Annotated in this window: 17 protein-coding genes; 10 read left to right on the forward strand and 7 right to left on the reverse strand. The window is 66.6% G+C overall.

Features of this window, described 5'->3' with window-relative positions; translation table 11 throughout:
- The first annotated feature begins 68 nt into the window (after positions 1–68).
- The gene (tal, locus tag FPJ27_RS31125; protein ID WP_204424006.1) at positions 69–1022 is read left to right on the forward strand and encodes a transaldolase; all 954 of its coding nucleotides are present in this window, start codon (positions 69–71) and stop codon (positions 1020–1022) included.
- Between the two features lie 240 nt (positions 1023–1262).
- Positions 1263–1715, forward strand: coding sequence for a VOC family protein (locus FPJ27_RS31130; protein WP_072440943.1), 453 nt, complete (start codon positions 1263–1265; stop codon positions 1713–1715).
- A gap of 89 nt (positions 1716–1804) precedes the next feature.
- Here the strand turns inward: FPJ27_RS31130 and FPJ27_RS31135 are convergent, their stop codons facing one another.
- From FPJ27_RS31135 to FPJ27_RS31145, 3 genes are all read right to left on the reverse strand, one after another.
- Positions 1805–3355 carry a sodium:solute symporter family protein gene (locus FPJ27_RS31135; protein ID WP_204424008.1) on the reverse strand — a complete coding sequence of 517 codons (1551 nt, stop codon included), beginning with the start codon at positions 3353–3355 and terminating at the stop codon, positions 1805–1807.
- Positions 3352–3594 (reverse strand): DUF3311 domain-containing protein, encoded by a 243-nt coding sequence (locus FPJ27_RS31140; protein WP_072440815.1) that lies wholly within the window; start codon positions 3592–3594, stop codon positions 3352–3354. Before FPJ27_RS31140 ends, FPJ27_RS31135 begins: the two co-directional genes overlap by 4 nt.
- Before the next feature lie 199 nt (positions 3595–3793).
- Positions 3794–4711 carry a spermidine synthase gene (locus FPJ27_RS31145; protein ID WP_204424010.1) on the reverse strand — a complete coding sequence of 306 codons (918 nt, stop codon included), beginning with the start codon at positions 4709–4711 and terminating at the stop codon, positions 3794–3796.
- Positions 4712–5009: 298 nt separating this feature from the next.
- Between FPJ27_RS31145 and FPJ27_RS31150 the strand changes: the two genes are divergently transcribed.
- Positions 5010–5813, forward strand: coding sequence for a hypothetical protein (locus FPJ27_RS31150; protein WP_072440944.1), 804 nt, complete (start codon positions 5010–5012; stop codon positions 5811–5813).
- Positions 5814–6002: 189 nt separating this feature from the next.
- Entirely contained in the window at positions 6003–7805 is a 1803-nt protein-coding gene (locus FPJ27_RS31155; RefSeq protein WP_204424012.1) for an alkaline phosphatase D family protein, read from the forward strand.
- Between the two features lie 75 nt (positions 7806–7880).
- On the opposite strand, the gene FPJ27_RS31160 is transcribed toward FPJ27_RS31155, so the two are convergent.
- The 4 genes from FPJ27_RS31160 to FPJ27_RS31175 all read right to left on the reverse strand — a co-directional run bounded on the left by FPJ27_RS31160 (position 7881) and on the right by FPJ27_RS31175 (position 12480).
- Positions 7881–8357, reverse strand: a complete 477-nt coding sequence (locus FPJ27_RS31160; RefSeq protein ID WP_072440820.1) for a DNA-deoxyinosine glycosylase — start codon at positions 8355–8357, stop codon at positions 7881–7883.
- Positions 8357–8956, reverse strand: a complete 600-nt coding sequence (locus FPJ27_RS31165; RefSeq protein ID WP_204424014.1) for a chorismate lyase — start codon at positions 8954–8956, stop codon at positions 8357–8359. The genes FPJ27_RS31160 and FPJ27_RS31165 overlap by 1 nt, the downstream gene beginning before the upstream one ends.
- Before the next feature lie 8 nt (positions 8957–8964).
- A complete protein-coding gene (gene htpG, locus FPJ27_RS31170; protein ID WP_204424016.1) occupies positions 8965–10863 on the reverse strand; it encodes a molecular chaperone HtpG in 1899 nt (632 codons plus the stop codon).
- 159 nt (positions 10864–11022) lie between these two features.
- A complete protein-coding gene (locus tag FPJ27_RS31175; RefSeq protein ID WP_072440824.1) occupies positions 11023–12480 on the reverse strand; it encodes a PLP-dependent aminotransferase family protein in 1458 nt (485 codons plus the stop codon).
- Between the two features lie 231 nt (positions 12481–12711).
- On the opposite strand from FPJ27_RS31175, the gene FPJ27_RS31180 reads away from it, so the two are divergent.
- The 6 genes from FPJ27_RS31180 to FPJ27_RS31205 all read left to right on the forward strand — a co-directional run bounded on the left by FPJ27_RS31180 (position 12712) and on the right by FPJ27_RS31205 (position 19648).
- Positions 12712–13404, forward strand: coding sequence for a VOC family protein (locus FPJ27_RS31180; protein WP_204424018.1), 693 nt, complete (start codon positions 12712–12714; stop codon positions 13402–13404).
- Positions 13405–13450: 46 nt separating this feature from the next.
- Positions 13451–14359: a DMT family transporter gene (locus tag FPJ27_RS31185; protein WP_204424020.1), complete on the forward strand. Its 909-nt coding sequence runs from the start codon at positions 13451–13453 to the stop codon at positions 14357–14359.
- A gap of 152 nt (positions 14360–14511) precedes the next feature.
- Positions 14512–15693: a PLP-dependent aminotransferase family protein gene (locus tag FPJ27_RS31190; RefSeq protein ID WP_204424023.1), complete on the forward strand. Its 1182-nt coding sequence runs from the start codon at positions 14512–14514 to the stop codon at positions 15691–15693.
- Positions 15694–15737: 44 nt separating this feature from the next.
- On the forward strand, positions 15738–16196 hold the full coding sequence (locus tag FPJ27_RS31195; RefSeq protein WP_034208050.1) for a RidA family protein: 459 nt from the start codon (positions 15738–15740) through the stop codon (positions 16194–16196).
- A gap of 13 nt (positions 16197–16209) precedes the next feature.
- The gene (locus FPJ27_RS31200) at positions 16210–17091 is read left to right on the forward strand and encodes a PhzF family phenazine biosynthesis protein (protein WP_204424026.1); all 882 of its coding nucleotides are present in this window, start codon (positions 16210–16212) and stop codon (positions 17089–17091) included.
- 217 nt (positions 17092–17308) lie between these two features.
- Positions 17309–19648 carry an EAL domain-containing protein gene (locus FPJ27_RS31205; protein WP_204424029.1) on the forward strand — a complete coding sequence of 780 codons (2340 nt, stop codon included), beginning with the start codon at positions 17309–17311 and terminating at the stop codon, positions 19646–19648.
- Positions 19649–19701 lie beyond the last annotated feature (53 nt).

Consider the following 19701-nt stretch of genomic DNA (forward strand, 5'->3'; position numbering starts at 1 on the left):
TTCGCTTCGCCGCCGCGCTCGCGCGGCCCGTGAGAACCCGGCGCCCCGCGCCCTTCTTCCGAATCGCCATGACTACCGCACTCGACCAGCTGAAGCAGTACACGACCGTCGTCGCCGACACGGGCGACTTCCAGCAGCTTGCGCAATACAAGCCGCAGGACGCGACCACGAACCCGTCGCTGATCCTGAAGGCCGTCCAGAAGGATGCGTACAAGCCGATCCTCGAGAAAACCGTCCGCGATCATCGCAACGAAAGCACCGACTTCATCATCGACCGCCTGCTGATCGCGTTCGGCACCGAGATCCTGAAGCTGATCCCGGGCCGCGTGTCGACCGAGGTCGACGCGCGCCTGTCGTTCGACGCGAAGCGCTCGATCGACAAGGCGCACGAACTGATCAAGCTGTACGAAGCAGCCGGCATCGGCCGCGAGCGCATCCTGATCAAGCTCGCGTCGACGTGGGAAGGCATCCGCGCGGCCGAGGTGCTGCAGAAGGAAGGGATCAAGTGCAACATGACCCTGCTTTTCTCGCTCGTGCAGGCCGCCGCGTGCGCGGAAGCCGGCGCACAACTGATTTCCCCGTTCGTCGGCCGCATCTACGACTGGTACAAGAAGCAGGCCGGCGCGGAATGGGATGAAGCGAAGGACGGCGGTGCGAACGACCCTGGCGTGCAGTCGGTGCGCCGCATCTACACGTACTACAAGACGTTCGGCTACAACACCGAAGTGATGGGTGCGAGCTTCCGCACGACCAGCCAGATCATCGAACTCGCCGGCTGCGACCTGCTGACGATCAGTCCCGATTTGCTGCAGAAGCTGCAGGACAGCAACGAGACGGTTTCGCGCAAGCTGTCGCCGGAAGCGCTGCAGGACAAGCCGGCCGAACGCGTGGCGATCGACGAGGCGTCGTTCCGCTTCCAGTTGAACGACGAAGCGATGGCAACCGAAAAGCTCGCCGAAGGCATCCGCGTGTTCGCCGCCGATGCGGTGAAGCTCGAGAAGCTGATCGACGCGCTGCGCTGAAGCGTGCCGCGCGTCAGCGGCTGTCAGCAGCACTGACAACAGCCGTCAGCAAGCGCGCCGCAAACGGCCGCGAACGTGATGTTCGCGGCCGTTTTATTTTTCATTCCATCGTCAAGCACGCGCACTACAATCCACGTCACGGGTGCGCCGGCCGCCTCTCGACGTGCCCCTTCCCAGTCAATCTTGCACGACGCCGAACCCGCGCCGACGCGCGGGCCCGACCCACTACAGGAGACAACGATGCAAGTTCAACCGTACCTGACGTTCTACGGTCGCGCCGACGAAGCCCTTCGATTCTACGAAAAGGCGCTCGGCGCGAAGACGATGTTCAAGATGCACTTCAAGGATGCGCCGCCGAATCCCGAACACGCGATCACGCCCGAGATGGCCGACAAGGTAATGCATGCGAGCTTCACGATCGGCGACTCGATGATCATGTGCTCGGACGGCGACTGCAGCCAGCCGGCCGGCACGCACGCCGGCTATTCGCTGTCGCTGAACCCGGCGACGGTCGAGGAAGGCAAGAAGCTGTTCGATGCGCTCGCCGACGGCGGCGAAGTGACGATGCCGTTCGGCAAGACGTTCTGGGCGCTCGGCTTCGGGATGGCGAAGGACCGTTTCGGCGTGCACTGGATGGTCAACGTCGAGGATCTGTCGCAACGCGAGGAACTCGCGAAGCGCGCACAGGGCTGACGTAAAAAACACGCCCGCCACCTCACGGTGGCGGGCGTGTTCGTTGTTGCGTCGCGCGAGCCGCGGCGGCGGCCGTCGCGCCGCCCGCGTCAGCCTTCGACGACGTCGAGATAATCCTCCGGCCGCGTGCGATCCTCCGCATGCGCCATGCCCAATACGCGCACCAGCACGCTCACCACGATCGATACCACGAGGTTCACGATCAGCGACCACACGGCCGCGTAGCCGGGAATCGCGAGGCCGAACAGGTGGATCGTGAAGATCGAGCTCGCGAGCTTCAGCGACACCGCCATCCACGTGCCGCACACGATGCCGGCCGCCCAGCCGATCAGCAGGCCGCGATGGTCGAGCAGCCGCGTGTACAGGCCGAGCACGATCGCGGGCAGCGTCTGGATGATCCAGATTCCGCCGAGCAGTTGCAACTGGATCGCGTAGGTCAGCGGCAGCCCGAGGATGAACGCGACCGCGCCGACCTTCACGATCAGCGAAGTGAGCTTCGCGACGTGCGTCTCCTGGTCGTGCGTCATGTTGCGGTTGATGAACTCGCGGTGGATGTTGCGCGTGTACAGGTTCGCGGCCGCGATCGACATGATCGCCGCCGGCACCAGCGCGCCGATGCCGATCGCCGCGAACGCGACGCCGACGAACCACGACGGGAAATACTCGAGGAACAGCGCGGGCACCGCGAAGTTCGGGCCGAACGCCTTGAAGTACGGCGCGTACTGCGGCATGTCCTTCACGCCCGCCGCAAGCGCCATGTAGCCGAGCAGCGCGAGCAGGCCGAGCACGAACGAGTAAGCGGGCAGCATCGCCATGTTGCGGCGGATCGAGTTGCCCGACGACGACGACAGGATGGCCGTGACCGAGTGCGGATACAGGAACAGCGCGAGCGCCGAGCCGATCGCGAGCGTCACGTACGCGCTGTAGCCGTTCAGGCTCGCCGCGTCCGGCGCCTTCAGCAGCAGCTTCGCGGGCGGCACGTGAGCGAAGATCTGCCCGAAGCCGCCGAGCTTCGCGGGAATCACGATGACCGCCGCGGCAATCGTGATGTAGATCAGGACGTCCTTCACGATCGCGATCATCGCGGGCGCGCGCAGCCCCGACGTGTACGTGTACGCGGCGAGGATCGCGAACGCGATGATCAGCGGCAGGTCGCCGACGAAGCCGGTCGTGTCGAAACCGAGCGCGCCGATCACCACCTCGATGCCGACGAGCTGCAGCGCGATGTACGGCATCGTCGCGAGGATGCCCGTCACCGCGATCGCGAGTGCGAGCATCCGGCTGCCGTAGCGCGCATTGACGAAGTCGGCGGCCGTCACGTAGCCATGCCGCTTCGCGATGCTCCACAGCTTCGGAAACACGACGAACGCGAACGGATAGATCAGGATCGTATAAGGCAGCGCGAAGAAGCCCATCGCGCCGGCGCCGAACACGAGCGCGGGCACCGCGACGAACGTATATGCCGTGTAGAGGTCGCCGCCGAGCAGGAACCATGTGACGATCGTGCCGAAGCGGCGTCCGCCGAGGCCCCATTCGTCGAGATGGGCAAGATCGCCGCGCCGCCAGTTCGCAGCCAGGAAACCGATGATCGTGACGCCGATGAACAGCAGGACGAAGACGAAGGTTGCGCCGAGATTCATCGCGCACCTCCCTGCGGGCCGCTCGCCTTCCACGCGTTCTTGGTCTTGAAGTACACGAACGCGGTGATCGCCGCGCTAATGAAGACCCACAGCAACTGGTACCAGTAGAAAAACGGAAAGCCGAGCCATTGCGGATCGACCTTGTTGTACGACGGCACCCAGACCATCGCGATCAGCGGCAGTACCAGCAGCCAGAGCCAGCGCTTGGCGGCTCGGTTGGCGTCGGCATCGTGAGCCATGACGTCTCCTCATCTTTCCCGGTTATCGATCTTGTTGAGCGGGTACGGCGGCGAGAGGAGCGGCAAAACGGGTAGGCTGCGGCTCCGCTGGCTTCGCGCCAGTATAGGAGCCGCGAGCACGCGGTCAAGCAGGGGCGAACCCGAGGTGATCCGCCCCTTGTCGCGCGGTTGCACCGGCATGCCGCCGGCGCATGAAGCGTCAGATCGCGAACGACGCGTCGCGTGCGCCGGTCGTTTCTTTCAAAGCTTTCACCCACTTGCGCGCGGGCAGCTTCAGCGTGTCCTCGATCAGCTTCGCGCGTGCGTCGAGCTGCGCGAACGGCACGTCGAGCGCGGGGCCCGAGAACGCGATCGCGATCCGGTTGCCGTCGTGCACTTCGGGCAGCGCGATCACGCGATGATCGAACGCCGCGTTCAGGTGCTTCATGTTGCGCACGAAGCTCGGATGATCGCCGAACAGATTGATCGTCGCGATACCCGCGTCGGCGAGGCAGCCGCGCACCGCGCGGTAGAACGCGACGCTGTCGAGCACGGGGCCGCGCGCGGTCGCGTCGTACAGGTCGATCTGGATCGCGCCCGTCGTGCCGCGATTGGCCGGATCGTTGACGAAATCCCAGGCGTCGGCTTCGTGCACGGCGAGGCGCGCGTCGTCAGGCGGCATCGCGAACATCGTGCGCGCGGCGACGATCACGGCCGGGTTCAGCTCGACGGCCTCGACCTTCGCGTGCGGCAGGAAGCGGTGCGAGAACTTGGTCAGCGCGCCGGTGCCGAGCCCGAGCTGGACGATCCGCTCGGGCGTTTCGAGGAACAGCAGCCACGCCATCATCTGCTGTGCGTATTCGAGTTCGATATGCAGCGGCTTCGAAATCCGCATCGCACCCTGCACCCATTCGGTGCCGAAGTGCAGGAAGCGCACGCCGCCCTCTTCGGAGAACGTGACGGGCGCGAAGCGCGGCTTGCGCGGCGCTTCGAGCACGGGCACGTCGTCGTATTCGTCGATTTCCGGGCGGCGCTTCACGCGCGGCGGCTGGAGTTTTTCGGAGCCGTTGTAGGAGGACGGCTTGCCTTGCTTGAACGCACGCGCCTCGGCGGACGCACGCTTGATCAGTCGGGTCATGATTGAATCTCGTTGGGTGACGCTGGATGAGCGGACGAGAGGATAGCATTGGTGCGGGTGGGGGCCGCCGAGACGGATCGCCCCTTGCGCTCCGTCGACCGACCGACGTGCAACCGCGCTCGGCGTGAACGATAATGCATCGCATCGGCGTTAGAGGAAGTTGCCTGATGAAGACCGCCACCTTTCCGCCCGTCCACGTCGAGCCGCAACGGCTCGCTGCCACGACGAGGGACCACATGGCCTCGAACGACAAGAAGAGTTGCTGGAATGGCTCATACTGGAAAACCTGGAGGTTTCAATGGCCGATCACGACAGACAACATCCACTACGCCCGTTCCTGAAAAACTGGGTTTGGGAGCACGGTCGAATCGGGACTCGCTATCTCGACTGCGTCGATGGCGAAATCAAGTTCGACGAAGGCAAGAAATCGCATTTCGCTGCCGAGAAATATATCTACGTGCCCCTGGGTAAGAACGCTGACGACGATGCCTCTGCGGATGGTCCTGCGATCCACGAGTCGGGACTCGCCCGCTTTTTGCGGGCTGCGCAGTTGGGCACGCCAGAGGAAGCCGGTTCCGTAGCGGAGGTTCAGCGCGCAGTGCAGGACTGCGTGGAGATCGGCATGTTCAGCGCGTATCAATGGGAGGCTCGAAAGGCATTTGCCCGCTACGCGCAGGAACCCATGTTCGAGGACGAGATCCGCGCGGCGGTTGTCGACGACATCCGGCGAATTTACGTCGGCATGAGAGAGCAGCTGGCGCTGTACGATTTCAGTGTGCTCTACGGCTTGCCCACGCCGCTGCTGATCAGCGATACACCCTTCATCGACTGGCGCGTGATCGCCAGTCCGGCACTTCCGTTCGTATCGCTTCCGCTGGGACCTTACTGCCTGCTGGTAGGCGCGCCGTCGGGCAGGAGCAGCCGAGTCGGCCCGGTGGTCTGGAAGGCCGCTGCCGCGATGGGTCCGTTGAAGGACCACAACCGTCGGATCGAGGAGCACGCACGTCTGTGGCTGGTGGCGACCACCGATGACCAACTCGTCGCTGCACAAAGTCGCATTGCCGCGGCCATGGGCGCCAAGCAAGGCGATGCGAAGCCCTGACCCGTGGAGTCGAGTCGTGGCGCGGCAGCTTCGGGTTCGGTTTGTCCGTTGCCGCTCCTTTCGATTTCGCAACCGGCCGTTCGGCGCGGAGAAGTCGAACGGCACTGAAGGTTCGCGAGGCACGATCGCGTACTGCTGCATCGCGACGCGCCTCTCCTGGCATCCATAGTATGCCGATCGGGAGGATCGATGGATCGCCGCCATTTCCTCAAGTCGTCGACCTTTTTCACGATTGCGGCAGCCACCGGTACGCTTGGCGTTCCGCGGTCGGTCCCGTCTGCCGGCACAGTGCGCAAAGGCCGGTATCGGTTCCCGCAGGGCGTCGCCAGCGGCGATCCGCGCGATCGCTCCATCGTGTTCTGGACGCGATGCGTGCCAGTCTTCGAGGACGCGCGGCACCGCGCAAAAGGCGTCGCGCACACGATACCGTTACGGCTCGAAGTATCGACGCGGCCGGATTTCTCGACTCTCGTCGCCAGCGTACCGTTGAGGGCACGCGCCACCTATGATTTCACCGTGCGCGCGAAGGTCACGCAGCTCTCACCGAATATCACGTATCACTACCGGTTCGTCGCCGGCGACGACGCGAGTGCCAGCGGCGTCGCGCGCACGGCTCCGGATGCCCATGAGGCCAACGACCGCGTTCGCTTCGCATGGCTCACCTGCCAGGACTGGAGCATCAATCACTGGCAAGCCATGAGCCTGCTGGCAGCCGAAAGCGATCTCGATTTCGTCGTGCATGTGGGCGATTACATCTATGAAACGGTTGGGGCCTCGAGACCCGGCGCAGTCGAGGCGGCGCATCCTCCGCTGCGCCTGCCTGACGGAAAACCTCTCGCCGATGGCCGCCTGTATGCCGATACGCTCGAAGACTATCGGACGCTCTACCGCACCTATCGTACCGACCCGCGCTTGCAGACGCTGCACCGGCGCCTGCCGATGATCGCGATATGGGACGACCACGAATTTTCCGACGACTGCTGGCAGGATCGTCAGGTCTACACCAACGAGGAAAGGCAGGAGACGCAGCGTCGCCGCAACGCCAGTCGCGCATGGGCGGAGTACATGCCGGTGGACTGGAGCGACGTGCGCTTCGAACCGGACAATCCGTCGTACACCAACATTCGCATCTATCGCGAATTTCGCTTCGGCATGCTGATGCATCTCGTGATGACGGACGAGCGGCTGTATCGCGACGACCATGTCGTAAGCGAGGCGGCTGTCGCGCGCACACACGGGCACGACCCGGTCAATGGCGATGACGCAGCCGGCTCGCGCTACTTCGTCAACCAGAATGTGCTGCAGCGCTTCGAGGCGCGGGATACCGCGCAGCTTGGTCGCGCGCCGTCGATGCTCGGCCCGGAGCAGACGCAATGGTGGAAGGCTACGCTAAAGGGTTCGCCCGCGACCTGGAAGGTGTGGGGCAACGAGGTGATGTTGAACCGTCTGTGGGCCGTGATGCCAGGCGCGCCGAAGACACCGGCAGCACGCCTCGTGGTCGATTGCGACGCATGGGACGGTTATCCGGCGCACAAACACGAACTGCTCTCATACTTGAACGAACAGGGGATCCGCAACGTCGTCGCGATCAGCGGGGACCTGCATGCGTTTCAGTGCGGCGTCGTGCGGGACGACCCCGATCCTGCAACAGGTACGCCCGTGGCAGTCGATTTCGTCTGCGCAGGCATCAGCAGCGCGTCCTTCTATTCCTACGTGAAAGCCGCATGGGGCGGCACGCCGCTTGCGTCGCTGGCCGCCACCCCGGCCAAACTCGACACCTTCCTGATGACGAACAACCCCGACCTGCGCTACGCCGACCACGACGCACAGGGTTATGCGTCGGCCACCGTCACGCCGGAGCGTTTTTCCGTGGTGTTCAACAAAGTGAGGCCGTTGAACCCGGACGGCACCGCACCCGCTGATGCCCTGCTCGACCGCACGCGGCTGACCGTGCCCAAGGACTCGGTCGAGGTACGCGTCGAGCGCTTCTAGCTTCTAGCTTCACGCTTCAGCGATGGCGCATGCTCGCGCAGCGCATCGAAGTCGTTCGAACCGGTTGAGGTCTGGCTAATTTTCGACTTCGCGCCAACGCAGCAGCTTTTGCTCGAACGAAAGCGAAGCATTTGCCGGGCTCGAAGACGGCAGAACGAGCGTTTCGTAACCGGCGGCGCCGATCACTTCAGCAAACCGCCCTGCCGTCTTGCCGTTGAAGCAGACCTTCTTCAGCAACGGCGCATGCTCACGCAATGAGTCGAAGTCGTTCGGCTTCGCATTCCGAATCGCCGAATCGAGACTGCCTTCGCGATGGCACGCGGCGAGCACGTCCCAGATGCCGATGCCGTGCTTCAGCACGCGTTCGAGCCGCGCATCGTAAGCGAGCGCGTGCAGTTCCGGCTCACGCAGAACCGCCCCCAAAAGCCGCCAGAACTGATTGCGCGGATGCGCGTAATACTGCGCGGCATCGAGCGATGCCTCGCCCGGAAAGCTGCCGAGGATCATCGTATGCGTATTCGGCCCGACCACCGGCCCGAAGCCCTGCAGCATCACGCGCCTCCGCCCTGGCCGCCCGAGCGCGGCCCGTCGCCATGCGCGTCGAGATGACGCCACAGCGCCGGCAGCATGCACTCGGTGACCATCAACGGTTTGCCGTGACGCTGGAACACCGAGCGCCGCGCCACGAACGCGTGCGGCGCTCGCGCGCCTGCGCCAAGCGCATGACTGGCAAGCGCATACAGCGGATGGCCGGCGATCACGCGCCGGCTGACGAGCGCCGAGCGCTCGACCTGCGGATCGCTGTACAGCAGCTCCGCAAGCGGCCGCGTGCGCAGCCGCCGCATCGCCTGCCATACGCCCTTGCTTGCGGCGAGCGGCGCGATGCTGTGCGCGGCGACGTACGGCGTACCGTCGACCGACAGGATCACCTCGCGCACCCACATCGGTGCGCGCGGCGAACTGGCGAGCGCGTCGGGCTCGTCGAACCACGGACAGTCGACGGCCTCGCGCGTCACGCGCACGTTCACGCGGCCGAGCCGCGCGAGATGCGCGGTCAGCGATCCGCCGCGCGTCAGCCAGTCGCGCTGATCGAGCGTGCAGCCAGGCCGCGGCGTCTCGCGCCAGCCGGCCTGACCGCCGTCGAATCGCATGCGCGCGTTCACGCGGCGCGCGACAGCAGCAGCGCGTTGGTCCGCTTCACGAAGCTCGCCGGATCGTCGAGCATGCCGCCTTCTGCCAGCAGCGCCTGGTCGAACAGCAGATGGCACCAGTCGCCGAAATCCGCGCTGTCGGCGTTCAGCTGTTTCACGAGCGCATGCTCGGGGTTGATCTCGAGGATCGGCTGCATCGCCGGCGCGTTCTGGCCGGCCGCCTTCAGCATCCGCTGCAGGTAGCCGCTCATGTCGTTGTCGTCCGCGACGAGGCACGACGGCGAATCGGTCAGGCGGAACGTGACGCGTACTTCCTTCACCCTGTCGCCGAGCGCTTCCTTCATCTTCTCGACCACGGGCTTGATCGCCTCGCCCGCCTGTTCCTGCGCCTTCTTCTCTTCGTCGTTCAGTTCGCCGAGATCGAGGTCGCCGCGCGCGACGCTCGCGAGCGGCTTGCCGTCGAACTCGTTGAGGAACGACAGCATCCATTCGTCGACGCGGTCGGTCAGCAGCAGCACCTCGACGCCCTTCTTGCGGAACACTTCGAGATGCGGGCTGTTCTTCGCGGCCTGCCACGTATCGGCCGTCACGTAGTAGATCTTGCTCTGCTCGGGCTTCATGCGCGACACGTAGTCGGCGAGCGACACGTCCTGCGCGTCGGTGTCGCCGTGCGTCGACGCGAAGCGCAGCAGCTTCGCGATGCGCTCGCGGTTCGCGTGATCCTCGCCGAGGCCTTCCTTCAGCACCTGGCCGAACGCGCCCCAGAACGTCTTGTACTTTTCCTTGCCGGCATCCTCTTCCGCGTTCGCGAGCTCTTCGAGCATCGACAGCGCGCGCTTCGTCACGCCTTCGCGGATCGCCTTCACGTCGCGGCTTTCCTGCAGGATCTCGCGCGACACGTTCAGCGGCAGGTCGGCCGAATCGACGACGCCCTTCACGAAACGCAGGTATTGCGGCAGCAGTTGCTCGGCGTCGTCCATGATGAACACGCGCTTCACGTACAGCTTCAGGCCGCCGCGATAGTCGCGGTTCCACAGGTCGAACGGCGCGTGCGACGGCACGAACAGCAGTTGCGTGTATTCGCTGCGGCCCTCGACGCGGTTGTGCGTCCACGTGAGCGGATCCTGGTGGTCGTGCGCGACGTGCTGGTAGAACTGCGTGTACTGCTCGTCGGTGATGTCGCTCTTCGAACGCGTCCACAGCGCGCTCGCCTGGTTGACGGTCTCGTCCTCGTCCTTCAGGACCATCTCGCCCTTTTCCTGATCCCATTCTTCCTTCTGCATCAGGATCGGCAGCGCGATGTGGTCGGAGTACTTCTGGATGATCGACTTCAGGCGGTGCGACGACAGCAGCTCGTCCTCGCCTTCGCGCAGATGCAGCGTGATCGTCGTGCCGCGCTGCGCGCGCTCGATCGCGTCGATCGTGAAATCGCCCTCGCCCGCGCTTTCCCAGCGCACGGCTTCGTTCGCCGGCAGGCCCGCGCGGCGCGTCTCGACGGTGATCTTGTCCGCGACGATGAAGCCCGAGTAGAAGCCGACGCCGAACTGGCCGATCAGCGCCGCGTCCTTCTGCTGGTCGCCGGACAGTTTCGTGAAGAATTCCTTGGTGCCCGAACGCGCGATCGTGCCGAGGTTCGCGATCGCCTCGTCGCGGCTCATGCCGATGCCGTTGTCGTCGATCGTGATCGTGCGCGCGGCCTTGTCGTAGCCGATGCGGATGCGCAGGTTCGGATCGTTCTCGTACAGCGCGTTGTCCGCGAGCCCCTCGAAACGCAGCTTGTCGGCCGCGTCGGACGCGTTCGACACCAGTTCGCGCAGGAAGATTTCCTTGTTGCTGTAGAGCGAATGGATCATCAGGTGGAGGAGTTGCTTGACCTCTGCCTGAAAGCTCATCGTTTCATGTGCCATGGATATTGTTTCCTCTTACTTGAACTTGAATGGTGTGGCGCAGGCGGCCGGCGCGCGATGCCGCGAGGCCCGCGCACGGGCGACCGCCCGGCGCCGGCGGTTCGCGCGCCTATCTGGGGCCGGTGCGCCCGATTTCAAGGGCCGGCGTGCCGCGCCGCGTCACGACGCGCGCCGCACCGCCGAATCGATATAGCGCGCGAGAAACCCCGGCAACGCCGGATCGCCGCAGTTCGCGACGTTGAAGCGTGTCCACGTCGACGGCGACTGCTGCGGCGAAAACAGGCTGCCGGGCGTCAGCAGGAACCCCTCTTCGTGCGCGGCGGCCGCGAGCGCGTCCGAATCGACGCCCGTGTCGGCCCACAGGAACATCCCGGCCGCCGGCATCGCGAAGAGCCCCAGCCCGGTGCGTTCGAGCATCCGCGCGGTCTTGTCGCGCACGCCGTCGAGCCGCGCGCGCAGCCGTTCGACATGGCGCCGGTAATGCCCCTCGGTCAGGATCTTGTAAAGCACGCGCTCGTTGAGCTCGGGCGTCGTCATCCCGACCAGCATCTTCTGGTCGGTGACCGCCTTCGCGATCTCCGGCGCGCACGCGACGTAGCCGACCCGCAGGTTCGCCGCGAGCGTCTTCGAATAGCTGCCGAGGTAGATCACGCGCTTCAGCTGGTCGAGGCTCGCGAGCCGCGTGGCCGGATAGCTCGGCGGGCACAGGTCGCCGTACACGTCGTCCTCGACGACGAGGAAGTCGTACGCCTCCGCGAGCTTCAGGATCCGGAATGCCTGCGCGGCCGACAGCGACGTGCCGGTCGGGTTCTGCAGCACCGAGTTGATCACGAGCATCTTCGGTCGCCACATCTGCACGAGCGTCTCGAGCGCGTCGAGATCGGGGCCGTCCGGCGTGTACGGCATCCCGACGAGCTGTGCGCCCTGCGACGCGAAGCGGCCGAACATCTGGAACCACGCGGGATCACCGACGATCACCGCGTCGCCCGGCCGAACATAGATCCGCGAGATCAGGTCGATTGCCTGCGTGATCCCCGATACCAGCACGAGCTGGTCAGGCGTCGCGCCGATCTCGACTTCGGCGAGGCGCGTCTGCAGTTGCTGGCGCAGCGGCAGGAAACCCTGCGCGGTGCCGAAGCCGAGCATCTGCGCGCCGGACTGGCGCCCGAGCGCGCGCAGCGCGCCGGTGATCAGCTCGCCGTCGAGCCAGCGGCCCGGCAGGTAGCCGAGACCGGGCCCCTTTTCCGGGCTGACGGTGTGCAGCATGTTGCGCAGCAGCCAGACGACGTCGATCGTGTTGTGCACGGGCGCGGCTTCGGATACGCGCGCCACGTTGTCGACCGGCTGCGGGCCGGCCGTGCGCTCGCGCACGTAGAAGCCGGAGCCGCGCCGCGAGTCGAGGTAACCCTGCGCGACGAGGCGCTCGTACGCCTCGACGACGGTAAAGCGCGACACGCTCTTGTCGAGCGCGAGCTTGCGGATCGACGGCATCCGCATGCCGGGACGGAACACGCGCTCGTCGATGCGCCGCCGGGCCCACTGGACCAGCTGGTCGACGAGCGTGAGCGTGGCCGTATCGTGCGGCACGGGAATCTGGGCGAGGGGGACGGTGGACATGAGGCGGCAACTCCAACTGTACCGAAGGCTATCGCGCCGATTGTACCGTTACTGTGCCGGTGCCGACGATTACAGTTGACCGCAATGGCGACCGTGCGGCCGCCGTTCCGGCCCCGCCGCACCTGGAGCCGCGCCGGCCGGCCTGATCCGCGGCCCGTGCGCCGGCCGGTCCGGCAACCGCCCGGCGCAACGCCCGCCTACCATGACACTTTCGCTCCCCGACCGACGTTCATGCCAGCCCGTTCCCTGACACTCGACCATCTCGTGATCGCCGCGCGCACGCTCGACGAAGGCGTGCGCCATGTCGCCGACGCGCTCGGCATCGAACCGGCCGGCGGCGGCCGCCACCCGCTGATGCGGACCCACAATGCGCTGTTCGGCGCATGGGGCGGGCTCTACCTCGAAGTGATCGCGATCGACCCCGATGCCCCCGCCCCGGACGACGGTGCAGGGCCGCCGCGCGCGCGGCTGTTCGGGCTCGACGATCCGGCGATGCACGCCCGGCTCGCGCAGGGCCCGTTTCTCGCGCACTGGGTTGCGCGCGTCGACCGCCCGCGCCAGCTCGCGCTGTGGCAGAGCCAGTACCCGGCCCGCATCCCGCCCGTCGTCGCGATGCGACGCGGCGACCTGAGCTGGGGCCTCACGGTGCCCGACGACGGCGCGCTCCCCGCATGGCAGGGTGCGGGCGACGGCCTCGTGCCGTCGCTGATCCAGTGGGACAGCCCGCGCCATCCGGCCGAATCGCTGCCGAACGACGGTATCGCGCTGAAGTCGCTCAAGGGCGCCCACCCGCGCGCGGAGGTCATCCGCGAGCAGCTCGACTGGCTCGGCGCCGCCCACCTGCTCGACCTGGAAACCGGCGACGGCCCGCCCGCGCTGGTCGCCGAATTCGATACGCCGCAGGGCTCACGCTCGCTGCGCTGAAAGCCCGTCCATTACAACCACCCTGCAATTCGGAGACACCTTCGACATGAATTCGCGCGAAACCCGGGGCATGCTGCTCGGCCTGATCGGCGTGATGATCTTCAGCCTGACGCTGCCGATGACGCGCATCGTCGTGTCCGAACTCAATCCGCTGCTCAACGGGCTCGGCCGCGCGCTCGCCGCCGCCGTGCCGGCCGGCCTGCTGCTGTGGTGGCGCCGCGAGCCGCTGCCGACGCGCGCGCAGCTGAAAAGCCTCGCGATCACGTCGGCCGGCGTGATCATCGCGTATCCGGTGTTCTCCGCGTGGGCGATGAAATCCGTACCGGCCTCGCACGGCGCGGTCGTCAACGGGCTGCAGCCGCTGTTCGTCGCGCTGTATGCGGCATGGCTGTCGCACGAGCGGCCGTCGAAGGCGTTCTGGGCCAGCGCGGTGGCCGGCAGCGCGCTCGTGATCGCATTCGCGCTGCGCGACGGCGGCGGCACCGTGCAGGCCGGCGACGCGCTGATGCTCGTCGCGGTCGGCATCGGCGCGCTCGGCTATGCGGAAGGCGCGCGCCTCGCGCGCCAGATCGGCGGCTGGCAGGTGATCTGCTGGGCGCTCGTCGTGTCCGCGCCGTTCCTCGTGCTGCCGGTCGGCTGGCTCGCGTGGCTGCAGCATGCCGCGCATCCGGGCCCGCTCGCGCTGCGCACGTGGCTCGCGTTCGGCTACGTGACCCTCTTTTCGCAGTTCATCGGCTTCTTCGCGTGGTACGCGGGGCTCGCGATGGGCGGCATCGCGCGCGTCGGCCAGGTGCAGCTGCTGCAGATTTTCTTCACGATTGCATTTTCCGCGCTGCTGTTCGGCGAAACGGTCACGCCGTCGACGTGGCTGTTCGCGGCCGCCGTGATCGCCACCGTGGTGCTCGGGCGCCGCTCGGCGGTCGCCACCACCGCGCAACCGGCTCGCGCCGGCTGAACAGGTGCGCCATAATGACTGTTTTGCCTGATCGGTTTTGCCCACCCAGCCGCGAAGGCTCGACCGCGCTCGCGCATGCCTACCCGGAAGCGTCGAAGCGATCCGCCCGAACGACCTTTCTTGACTGACCACGATATCCGAACGAGGAGACTATGAATCCGAGCGACCTGCATCCGCCGCACTGGCAGCTTTCCGAACGCGCCCGCAAGCTGACGAGCTCTGCGATCCGCGAGATCCTGAAGGTCACGGAACGCCCCGAGGTCATCTCGTTCGCCGGCGGCCTGCCCGCCCCCGCGACGTTCCCGGCCGAGCGCATGCGCGCCGCCGCCGACCGCGTGCTGCGCGACGCGCCGGCCGCCGCGCTCCAGTACAGCGCGACCGAAGGCTACCTGCCGCTGCGCGAGTGGATCGCCGAGCGCTACAGCGTACGCGTGTCGCAGGTGCTGATCACGACCGGCTCGCAGCAGGCGCTCGACCTGCTCGGCAAGGCGCTTATCGATCCGGGCAGCCCGATCCTCGTCGAAACGCCGACCTACCTCGGCGCGCTGCAGTCGTTCTCGCTGTACGAGCCGCGCTACGTGCAGGTGCCGACCGACGAGCAGGGCCTGCTGCCGGAAGGCCTCACACCCGAACTCACGCGAGGCGCGCGCCTCCTGTACGCGCAGCCGAACTTCCAGAACCCGACCGGCCGCCGCCTGCCCGTCGAGCGCCGCCGCGCGCTCGCCGCGTTCGCGCAGACGAGCCCGTTCCCGGTGCTGGAAGACGATCCGTACGGCGCGCTGAACTACCGCGGCGAGCCGCTGCCGACGATGTTGTCGATGGCGCCCGACCACGTCGTGCACCTCGGCACGTTCTCGAAGGTGCTCGCACCGGGCCTGCGGATCGGCTACATCATTGCCCCCGAGGAACTCCACTTCAAGCTCGTACAGGCCAAGCAGGCCACCGACCTGCACACGCCGACGCTGACGCAGCGCATCGCGCACGAAGTGATCAAGGACGGCTTCCTCGACGAACACATCCCGACGATCCGCGAGCTGTACAGCGCGCAATGCGACGCGATGCTCGGCGCGCTGGCACGCCACATGCCGGAAGGCGTCACGTGGAACCGCCCGGAAGGCGGGATGTTCATCTGGGTGAACCTGCCCGCGCAGATCGACAGCATGAAGCTGCTCGCCACGGCCGTCGACAACCACGTCGCCTTCGTGCCGGGCGCACCGTTCTTCGCGAACGATGCGCAGCCGAACACGCTGCGCCTGTCGTTCGTCACGGTGCCGCCCGAGAAGATCGAGGAAGGCGTAGCTCGCCTCGGCAAGCTGCTGCGCGAGCGCCTCTGATCCCACCCTTTTCCTGTCACGACTCTCTAAGAGGAATCGAACGCATGGCTAACGTCTACGACAAACTGAAGTCGCTCGGCATCGAGCTCCCGACCGCCGGCGCACCGGCCGCCGCCTACGTGATGAGCGCGCAAAGCGGCAATACGGTCTACCTGTCGGGCCACATCGCGAAGAAGGACGGCAAGGTCTGGGCCGGCAAGCTTGGCGCGGATCTGCAGACGGAAGACGGCAAGGCGGCCGCGCGCTCGATCGCGATCGACCTGCTCGCCACGCTGCACGCGCACACCGGCGACCTGAACAAGGTCACGCGCATCGTCAAGCTGATGAGCCTCGTCAACTCGACGCTCGACTTCACCGAACAGCACATCGTGACGAACGGCGCGTCGGAGCTGATCGCCGAAGTGTTCGGCGATGCGGGCAAGCACGCACGCTCGGCCTTCGGCGTCGCGCAGATCCCGCTCGGCGCGTGCGTCGAGATCGAGCTGATCGCCGAAGTCGCGTAACGGGCGCAGCGCGATGCCCGGTCATCTCGTCCGCTTCAAGCAGGTCGACGTGTTCACGTCGGTACCGTTCAAGGGCAACCCGCTCGCCGTGGTGTTCGACGCCGATTCGCTCGGCGACGACGACATGCTCGCGATCGCCCGCTGGACCAACCTGTCGGAGACGACGTTCGTCTGCACCCCGACCGATCCGGAAGCCGACTACCGCGTGCGAATCTTCACGCCGGGCGGCGAACTGCCGTTCGCCGGCCACCCGACGCTCGGCACCGCGCATGCGTTCCTGGAAAGCGGCGCGCGGCCGCGCACGCCGGGCCGGCTGATCCAGCAGTGCGGGGTCGGCCGGGTCGCGCTGCGCGAGCAGGCCAACGGCTGGGCGTTCGCCGCGCCGCCGGCACGCGTCACGCCGCTCGACCGTTCGGACTACGCGGCGCTGGCTGCCGCGTTGCGCAGCGACGCGCTCGACCTGGATGCGCAGCCGTGCGCGGTCGACAACGGCGCGCCGTGGCTGGTCGTGCGGCTGACGTCGGCCGACGCATGCATCGGCCTGTCGCCCGATCCGGCCGCGCTGGAAGCGATCACGCACCGCTACGGCACGCACGGCCTCGCGGTCTATGCGCCGCACGCCGACGGCGGCCCCGCCACGTTCGAAATCCGCTGCCTGATGACGGGCGGCGGCTTCGGCGTCGGCGAGGACCCCGTCACGGGCAGCGCCAACGCCGCGCTGGCCGGGCTGCTGACGCGGCAGGAACGCCGCCCCGGCAGATCGTATACGGCCCGCCAGGGCACGGCGATCGGCCGCGACGGCCGCATCTTCGTCAGCTACGACGAGGACGGCACGACGTGGATCGGCGGCCACACCGTCACGGTCGTCGACGGCACGTTCCGGTCACCTGACTGACATTTCGCGATGTGCGATGGCGCCGGCCCGTCCGGCGCCCCTCCGATTCGCCCAACTATCGCAAAAACCCTCCAGCCAGTAATATCGGGCCTAATCCGTTGTTTCGGAGGTCTGTCGATGGTTGCGCATCCCGCGAACGAACAGACGCCGGGGCGACCCGAACCATAGCCGGCCATCCCGACGGATGGCGCACGCGAGCAGGACGCCACCCTCTTCGATGAGCTCCGCCCGGTCCAACCCTACGCCGCCTACCCGGCCGCTGCGCGCGCCGCGCAAATCGCGCCGGCGTGCGCTATTCGCGATCCCGCTGCTCGGGATGCTGGCGCTTGCGCTGCTGTGGGCCGTGATCGTCGCGCGTCTGTCGGTCGAGAAGGACAGCGCGTACAAGGAAGCCGCGGCGTCCGCGGCGATCCTGTCCTCCGCGCTCGAGCAGCATACGGTCAAGGCGATCCACCAGGTCGACCAGATCACCCGCTTCGTCAAGTTCGAGTTCGAGAAGTCGCCCGCGCGCTTCAATCTCGCGAGCACCGTCGAGAAAGGCGTCGTGCCGAGCGACACGCTGATCCAGGTGTCGCTCGTCAACGCCAGGGGCATCCTGTTCGCGAACACCGCCGAAATCCATCCGCAGCCGATCAACCTGTCCGATCGCGAGCACTTCAAGGTCCACCTCGCGCACAACGACGACCGCCTCTATATCAGCAAGCCCGTGCTCGGCCGCGTGTCGAGCCACTGGACGCTGCAGATGACGCGGCGCCTGAACAACCCGGACGGCAGCTTCGCGGGCATCGTCGTCGTGTCGGAAGACCCGAGCTATTTCACGAACGACTTCTACAACAACGCGGCGATCGGCAAGGAAGGCGTGATCGCGGTCGTGTCCGACACGGGCGGCGTGCTCGCGCGGCGCACGGGCTCGCTCAGCAACGCGCCGGGCGCGTTTTCGGCATCGGGCGTCTACCCGATCGCCGAGCGCGTGACGGGCACCATCATCGACCCGATCGACGGCGTGACGCGCATCGTGTCGTACCGCCACCTCGACGGCTACCCGCTCGCGGTGATGGTCGGGCTGTCGCAGACCGAGGAATTCGCGGATTACTACCACACGCGCAACGTCTACCTGCTGATGACGAGCTTCATCACGCTCGCGATGCTCGCGTTCTTCGGCGTCGCGACGGGCCTGATCGGCAAGCTGCTCGGCCGCGAGCGCGAGATGACGCAGCTGGCGGAATTCGACCTGCTCACCGGCCTCGCGAACCGCTATGCGACGCTGCGCGGGCTGCGCAACGACGTGTCGATGCCGGCGAGCCTGTCGCGGCTCGGCCTGTTGTTCATCGATCTCGACAACTTCAAGACCGTCAACGACACGCTCGGCCACAACGCCGGCGACATCGTGCTGCAGATGACCGCGTCGCGCCTGTCCGATGCGGTCGGCGACGAAGGCTCGCTCGCGCGCATCGGCGGCGACGAGTTCGTCGTCGTGATGAAGGGCGACGACGTCGAGCGGCGCGCGGTGCACCTCGCCGAAGCGATCATCCGGATGTTCGCCGAGCCGTTCGACGTGCGCGGCAGTTCGTTCGTGCTGCATGCGAGCATCGGCATCGCGCTGCACTCCGTCGCGAACGAGAGCGAGATCGACCTGCTGAAGAAGGCCGACCTCGCGATGTACAGCGCGAAGGACGCCGGCAAGAACTGCTACCAGTTCTATGCGCCGCACCTGTCGCACCGTGCCGACCACCTGATGCGCTGGGAACAGCAATTGCGCGTCGCGCTCGCCGAGGGGCAGCTGTTCCTCGCATACCAGCCGAAGATCGACCTCACGCACCGCACCATCACCGGCTTCGAGGCGCTCGCGCGCTGGGACCACCCCGAGCACGGGATCATTTCCGCGAACGAATTCATTTCGATCGCCGAATCGACGGGCCTGATCGTGCCGATCGGCGACTTCGTGATCCGCACCGCGTGCGAGCAGATCGCGCGCTGGCGCGACGAGGGCCACGACACGCTGACGCTCGCGGTCAACATCTCGCCCGTGCAGTTCTGGCGCGGCGACCTGATCGAGACGATCTCGAGCACGCTGCAGGAAACCGGCATCGACGCGAACCGGCTCGAACTCGAGATCACCGAAACCGCGATGATGGAATATCCGGAACTCGTGTCCGAGAAGATCGTCGCGCTGAAGAAGCTCGGCATCCGGATCGCACTCGACGATTTCGGCACCGGCTATTCGTCGCTGTCGTACCTGCACCGCTTCTCCGTCGACACGCTGAAGGTCGACCGCTCGTTCGTGCAGGCGATCCCGACCGATCGCAGCGTGTGCGTGATGGTGTCGTCGATCGTGCATCTCGCGCGCTCGCTCGGCCTGACCGTCGTCGTCGAAGGCACGGAAACCGAGGAGCAGATCACGTGGCTGTCCGCGCTCGGCGAGATCGAGGCGCAGGGCTTCCTGTTCTCTCGCCCGGTGCCGGCCGACGCGATTCCCGCGCTGATCGCGCGCTTCGGCGTGCGCGGCGACCATCCGAACGTCATCGCGCACCGCGCGACGGGCAGCACCGGCGCCTGAGTGCACCGCGGCTGCGGCTGCACAGCCGTGGCACTCGTTGCGCGCTGCCACAA

It is taken from the genome of Burkholderia sp. MS455 (assembly GCF_016899445.1).
Lineage (GTDB): Bacteria > Pseudomonadota > Gammaproteobacteria > Burkholderiales > Burkholderiaceae > Burkholderia > Burkholderia pyrrocinia_C.